The sequence below is a fragment of the Bifidobacterium sp. genome (assembly GCF_051876855.1).
GTDB lineage: Bacteria > Actinomycetota > Actinomycetes > Actinomycetales > Bifidobacteriaceae > Bifidobacterium.
Map to the genome: position 1 here is coordinate 1 of NZ_JBJEIH010000012.1, position 1,448 is coordinate 1,448.

Here is a 1,448-nt window from a genome sequence, read left to right on the forward strand (position 1 = left end):
AACGACCCGTCTCACACGCAATCATAAGAAACATGAGAAAGAAGTAGTGTCATGCACATTGTCAGCATGGTCCTCGTGACCTTGGTATCTCTTGAATTCATGTACATCTTCTACTTGGAGACCATCGCGACTACATCGTCCTCGACGGGGCGCGTATTCAGCATGACGCACGAGGAACTGTCGCGCGATTCTGTGACAACGCTGTTCCGCAACCAGGGCGTGTACAACCTGCTGATCGGCGTACTGTTGCTGATTGCGCTGTTCGCATACCACTCGCAGGCGGCGGTCGCGTGGCTCTTGGGGTACATCATCGCCGTCGCCGCATATGGCAGTTTCACCAGTAGCCCGTGGATTATTCTGAAGCAAGGCGGACTCGCGATTGTCGCTTTGGTGTTCACGCTCATTTTTGGAGTATGAGCGGCGGATTGACGTATTGTCTCTGATGCTGAGCTATTGATTCCAACGGGCTCGGGCATGGCGAGACTCAGATTGGGCAAAACCGTGCAAGCTGGGTTCTGGTCGGCTGGAGCCCGAACCGGCCAGAACCCAAGGCGGGGTTTGACTCGCACGGCTAAGTCTCGGATAATCGGGATCTTGATAAATCGAAACAATGACCGATGGGGCTTTGATCAACTGCAAGCTTGACGAATTTAAGTCCATCAAGGTCCCATCCCCATGTTGATTGTGAGCGATGGCTCACACCAAGCCGGCATGCACCGCACAATTGGGAGGTGCTGACCGCGCCTCTGTCCTGGTTGTGAGTCGTCACTCACAATCGATAACACGACACAATCAATGACGACCGCGAACAGCTTCTCTTTGTTGTTGGTTGTGAGTCGTCGCTCACAACCAACAACACGAATAGAGAAGCGACTACCGAAAGGCACTGCTCAACCACCTGGCTGTGAGCCACCACTCACAACCAACGACAAGAGCGACAACAATCGACCGCCGGACGAGATTCCACACCATTGGTTGTGAGCCGCAACTCACAATCTGCAACGCGAACGAACAGAACAGCCATAGGTTGGGATCCACTGCACCCACGTTGTGAGCCGCCACTCACAACCAAACACGTTGATGACGTTCCTCCCCACACTGACACGACAGATTACGACTGGTTGTGAGTCGTCGTTCACAACCAACAACACGAATAGAGAAGCGACTACTGAAAGGCACTGCTCAACCCCCGGGCTGTGAGCCGCCACTCACAACCAACAATCAGGGCGACAACAATCGACCGCCGGACGAGATTCCACACCATTGGCTGTGAGCCGCCACTCACAACCAACGACAAGAGCGACGACAATCGACCGCTGAGCAACATCCCGCACACTGATTGTGAGTGGCGGCTCACAATCAGTGTACGGATGATGAGCACGCAGAGCGGCACAACACAGATGCGGGCGATTACGACAGCGGGCGATTACGACGCAGACAATCACAAC

General features: G+C 54.2%; 1 protein-coding gene. It reads left to right on the forward strand.

Features of this window, described 5'->3' with window-relative positions:
- The first annotated feature begins 51 nt into the window (after nt 1-51).
- On the forward strand, nt 52-417 hold the full coding sequence (locus tag ACI38B_RS00420) for a DUF1304 domain-containing protein (RefSeq protein WP_439729067.1): 366 nt from the start codon (nt 52-54) through the stop codon (nt 415-417).
- Nucleotides 418-1,448: the final 1,031 nt, after the last annotated feature.